Annotated in this window: 1 protein-coding gene, 1 tRNA gene, 2 rRNA genes and 1 pseudogene (1 of these 5 running past the window's edge); 1 reads left to right on the plus strand and 4 read right to left on the minus strand. The window is 61.6% G+C overall.

Features of this window, described 5'->3' with window-relative positions:
* A pseudogene (locus CV755_RS32310) lies at nt 1–776 on the plus strand (PP2C family protein-serine/threonine phosphatase); the annotation flags it as partial.
* 77 nt (nt 777–853) lie between these two features.
* Here the strand turns inward: CV755_RS32310 and CV755_RS32315 are convergent.
* The 4 genes from CV755_RS32315 to CV755_RS32330 all read right to left on the minus strand — a co-directional run.
* Nucleotides 854–926 (minus strand) — tRNA-Thr (locus CV755_RS32315).
* A gap of 47 nt (nt 927–973) precedes the next feature.
* Nucleotides 974–1,624: a DegT/DnrJ/EryC1/StrS family aminotransferase gene (locus tag CV755_RS32320; RefSeq protein ID WP_422070624.1), complete on the minus strand. Its 651-nt coding sequence runs from the start codon at nt 1,622–1,624 to the stop codon at nt 974–976.
* Between the two features lie 162 nt (nt 1,625–1,786).
* A 5S ribosomal RNA gene (gene rrf / locus CV755_RS32325) occupies nt 1,787–1,903 on the minus strand.
* Between the two features lie 71 nt (nt 1,904–1,974).
* Nucleotides 1,975–5,000, minus strand: a 23S ribosomal RNA gene (locus CV755_RS32330) (it continues 95 nt past the right edge of the window).

Raw genomic sequence — 5,000 nt, forward strand, 5'->3', positions numbered from 1 at the left:
GCCGCGCTCGCCCTGGACAACTCCGGCTCTACAGCGAGCGCACCGCCATCAGCCAGAGCCTCCAGCGCAGCCTGCTGCCGCCCGGCATGCCGGACATCCCCGGAGTGGAGGTCGAGGTCATCTACCGGGCCGCCGGCGAGGGCAACGAGGTCGGCGGCGACTTCTATGACGTCTTCCCCATCCGTGACGGCGCCTATGGCTTCGCCATCGGCGATGTCTGCGGCACCGGCCCGGAAGCCGCCGCGGTCACCGGCCTGGCCCGGCACGCCCTGCGCCTGCTGGCCGGGAAGGCTTCGGCGGCCCCGCCGTCCTGGAGCGGCTCAACGCCGCCATCCTGGACGAGGCGCCCGCAGCCGCTTCCTCACCCTCCTCTACGGCGAGCTCTGGCCGCAGCAGGACGGCAGCGCCCTGCTGAAGGTGGTCTGCGCAGGCCACCCGCTGCCGCTGCGCCTGCGCCAGGACGGCAGCGTGGAACCGGCCGCGGACCCGCAGCCGCTGCTGGGTGTGATGGACGACCTGGAGCTCTACGAGCAGACGGTCACCKGGACCCRGGCGATGTGCTGCTGTGTGTCACCGACGGCGTCACCGAGCGCCGGGAGGGCAGCCGGATGCTGGGCGACGACGGCCTGACCGAGGTCCTCACCACCTGCACCGGACTCACCGCCGGCGCGGTCGCCGCCCGGGTGCTGCGGGCGGTGGAGCGCTTCGCCGCCGAGCCCGCCTCGGACGATATGGCCATCCTCGCCATGCGCGTCCCGGAGCACCCGCAGCAGTGAACTCCCCTGCCGGCAACTCCCCTGCCAGACATGGCAGAAGGCCCTCACCGGAATCCGGTGAGGGCCTTCTGTTTCAGAGCCCCAAAACGGAATCGAACCGTTGACCTTCTCCTTACCATGGAGACGCTCTGCCGACTGAGCTATTGGGGCCGGCAACGAGATAAAGCATACCCGATCTCGTACGTGCTTTTGACCAGCTAGGCGGCCACCGGCAGCAGACCCCCCAGCCCATTGCACAGCGACACCATCCGGCGCAGCTCACGCCGGGACATTCCCTCCTCCACGGGGAGCGCCAGGCAGTCATCGGCGGCGCGCTCGGTCTCCGGCAGCCGTAGTTCACACCGGTACGCCGGAGTTCGGTGCACGGGGGTCTGTACGGGCACCCGGCAGCGCACGCCCCGGGCGCGCAGGGCACGGGCGAACGCGTCCCGGTCCGGGCGGCCATTGCCGGGCACCCGGACCACATAGGAGTGGTAGCTGTGCGCAACTCCGGTCGGCACCCGGGGAGTTATGACTCCGGTCAGCCGGGCGTCCAGGTATGCGGCATGCTGCCGGCGGCGGTGCACGGCATCGGCGTCGGCCGGCGCCTGCTCAATGTCCTCGGTGTGCTCGATGACCGCCAACTCCCTGGGGGAGGCGAGGGCTTGAAGAGCCGCCAGGTCGGCCGGGTACCCGAAGAGACCGACCGGCACAATGGCGGCGGTGCGCTCGGAAAGCGCCCTGAGCACGGCCGCCGGATCCAGACAGAGGCTCCACGGGTCGATGTCCGCGAAGACGGGACGGGSCCCGTACTCCGCACCGCCTCGGCAGCCCCGCGGTCGCGTACGAGGGCACCACGACCTCGTCACCGAATCCCACACCCGCCGCCCGAAGCAGCTCCGCTGTCCCCATACCTGCGGATGGTGGACGCGGTACGTTAACCCCGGGTGACGCTCCGCACCGACTCTTGGAAACAAAAAAGCTCTGTTGTCTGAACCGGAGTCCAGACAACAGAGCTTTTCTGAATGATTGTTCGGCGGCGTCCTACTCTCCCACACGGTCCCCCATGCAGTACCATCGGCGCTGAAAGGCTTAGCTTCCGGGTTCGGAATGTTACCGGGCGTTTCCCTAACGCAATGACCACCGAAACACTATGAAACAGACAACCGGCTTTTGGTTGTTCGTGGTTTCAGAACCAACACAGTGGACGCGAGCAACTGAGGACAAGCCCTCGGCCTATTAGTACCAGTCAGCTCCAACCGTTACCGGTCTTCCACACCTGGCCTATCAACCCAGTCGTCTACTGGGAGCCTTACCCCATCAAGTGGGTGGGAGCCCTCATCTCGAAGCAGGCTTCCCGCTTAGATGCTTTCAGCGGTTATCCCTCCCGAACGTAGCCAACCAGCCATGCCCTTGGCAGGACAACTGGCACACCAGAGGTTCGTCCGTCCCGGTCCTCTCGTACTAGGGACAGCCCTTCTCAAGACTCCTACGCGCACAGCGGATAGGGACCGAACTGTCTCACGACGTTCTAAACCCAGCTCGCGTACCGCTTTAATGGGCGAACAGCCCAACCCTTGGGACCGACTCCAGCCCCAGGATGCGACGAGCCGACATCGAGGTGCCAAACCATCCCGTCGATATGGACTCTTGGGGAAGATCAGCCTGTTATCCCCGGGGTACCTTTTATCCGTTGAGCGACGGCGCTTCCACAAGCCACCGCCGGATCACTAGTCCCGACTTTCGTCCCTGCTCGACCCGTCGGTCTCACAGTCAAGCTCCCTTGTGCACTTACACTCAACACCTGATTACCAACCAGGCTGAGGGAACCTTTGGCGCCTCCGTTACCCTTTAGGAGGCAACCGCCCCAGTTAAACTACCCACCAGACACTGTCCCTGATCCGGATCACGGACCCAGGTTAGACATCCAGCACGACCAGAGTGGTATTTCAACGACGACTCCACACACACTGGCGTGCATGCTTCACAGTCTCCCACCTATCCTACACAAGCCGAACCGAACACCAATATCAAGCTATAGTAAAGGTCCCGGGGTCTTTCCGTCCTGCTGCGCGAAACGAGCATCTTTACTCGTAGTGCAATTTCACCGGGCCTATGGTTGAGACAGTCGAGAAGTCGTTACGCCATTCGTGCAGGTCGGAACTTACCCGACAAGGAATTTCGCTACCTTAGGATGGTTATAGTTACCACCGCCGTTTACTGGCGCTTAAGTTCTCAGCTTCGCCCCACCGAAATGGAGCTAACCGGTCCCCTTAACGTTCCAGCACCGGGCAGGCGTCAGTCCGTATACATCGCCTTACGGCTTCGCACGGACCTGTGTTTTTAGTAAACAGTCGCTTCTCGCTGGTCTCTGCGGCCACACCCAGCTCAGAGAGCGTGTCTCATCACCGGACATGGCCCCCCTTCTCCCGAAGTTACGGGGGCATTTTGCCGAGTTCCTTAACCATAGTTCACCCGAACGCCTCGGTATTCTCTACCTGACCACCTGAGTCGGTTTAGGGTACGGGCCGCCATGAAACTCGCTAGAGGCTTTTCTCGACAGCATAGGATCATCCACTTCACCACAATCGGCTCGGCATCAGGTCTCAGACTATATGTCACGCGGATTTGCCTACGTGACGTCCTACACCCTTACCCCGGGACAACCACCGCCCGGGCTGGACTACCTTCCTGCGTCACCCCATCGCTCACCTACTACAGGTCTGGTCCGTCGGCTCCACCACTCCCCTCAACTCCGAAGAGATCAGGGCGGCTTCACGGACTTAGCATCGCCTGGTTCAGCGCTGGCGCTTCAAAGCGGGTACCGGAATATCAACCGGTTGTCCATCGACTACGCCTGTCGGCCTCGCCTTAGGTCCCGACTTACCCTGGGCAGATCAGCTTGACCCAGGAACCCTTAGTCAATCGGCGCAAGAGTTTCCCACTCTTGTATCGCTACTCATGCCTGCATTCTCACTCGTGAACCGTCCACAACTACCTTCCGGCGCTGCTTCACCCGGCACACGACGCTCCCCTACCCATCACAGCAGACGTTGGTCCTTATGCTGCAATGACACGACTTCGGCGGTACGCTTGAGCCCCGCTACATTGTCGGCGCGGAATCACTTGACCAGTGAGCTATTACGCACTCTTTCAAGGGTGGCTGCTTCTAAGCCAACCTCCTGGTTGTCTCTGCGACTCCACATCCTTTCCCACTTAGCGTACGCTTAGGGGCCTTAGTCGATGCTCTGGGCTGTTTCCCTCTCGACCATGGAGCTTATCCCCCACAGTCTCACTGCCGCGCTCTCACTTACCGGCATTCGGAGTTTGGCTAAGGTCAGTAACCCGGTAGGGCCCATCGCCTATCCAGTGCTCTACCTCCGGCAAGAAACACACGACGCTGCACCTAAATGCATTTCGGGGAGAACCAGCTATCACGGAGTTTGATTGGCCTTTCACCCCTAACCACAGGTCATCCCCCAGGTTTTCAACCCTGGTGGGTTCGGTCCTCCACGACCTCTTACAGCCGCTTCAACCTGCCCATGGCTAGATCACTCCGCTTCGGGTCTTGGGCGCGCTACTCTGGTCGCCCTATTCGGACTCGCTTTCGCTACGGCTTCCCCACACGGGTTAACCTCGCAACACACCGCAAACTCGCAGGCTCATTCTTCAAAAGGCACGCAGTCACGACCGCCAAGCAAGCTTGACGGCGACGCTCCCATGGCTTGTAGGCACACGGTTTCAGGTACTATTTCACTCCGCTCCCGCGGTACTTTTCACCATTCCCTCACGGTACTATCCGCTATCGGTCACCAGGGAATATTTAGGCTTAACGGGTGGTCCCGCCAGATTCACACGGGATTTCTCGGGCCCCGTGCTACTTGGGTGTCGCACAAGCAAGCCGCTGATGTTTCAGCTACGGGGGTCTTACCCTCTACGCCGGGCCTTTCGCATGCCCTTCGCCTACATCAACGGTTTCTGACTCGCCCAACAGCCGGCAGACTGTTGAAGTGCGATCCCACAACCCCGCATACGCAACCCCTGCCGGGTATCACACGCATACGGTTTGGCCTCATCCGGTTTCGCTCGCCACTACTCCCGGAATCACGGTTGTTTTCTCTTCCTGCGGGTACTGAGATGTTTCACTTCCCCGCGTTCCCTCCATACTGCCTATGTGTTCAGCAGTAGGTGACAGCCCATGACGACTGCCGGGTTTCCCCATTCGGACACCCCCGGATCACAGCT

This window comes from Streptomyces orinoci, from assembly GCF_003121295.1.
GTDB lineage: Bacteria > Actinomycetota > Actinomycetes > Streptomycetales > Streptomycetaceae > Streptomyces > Streptomyces orinoci.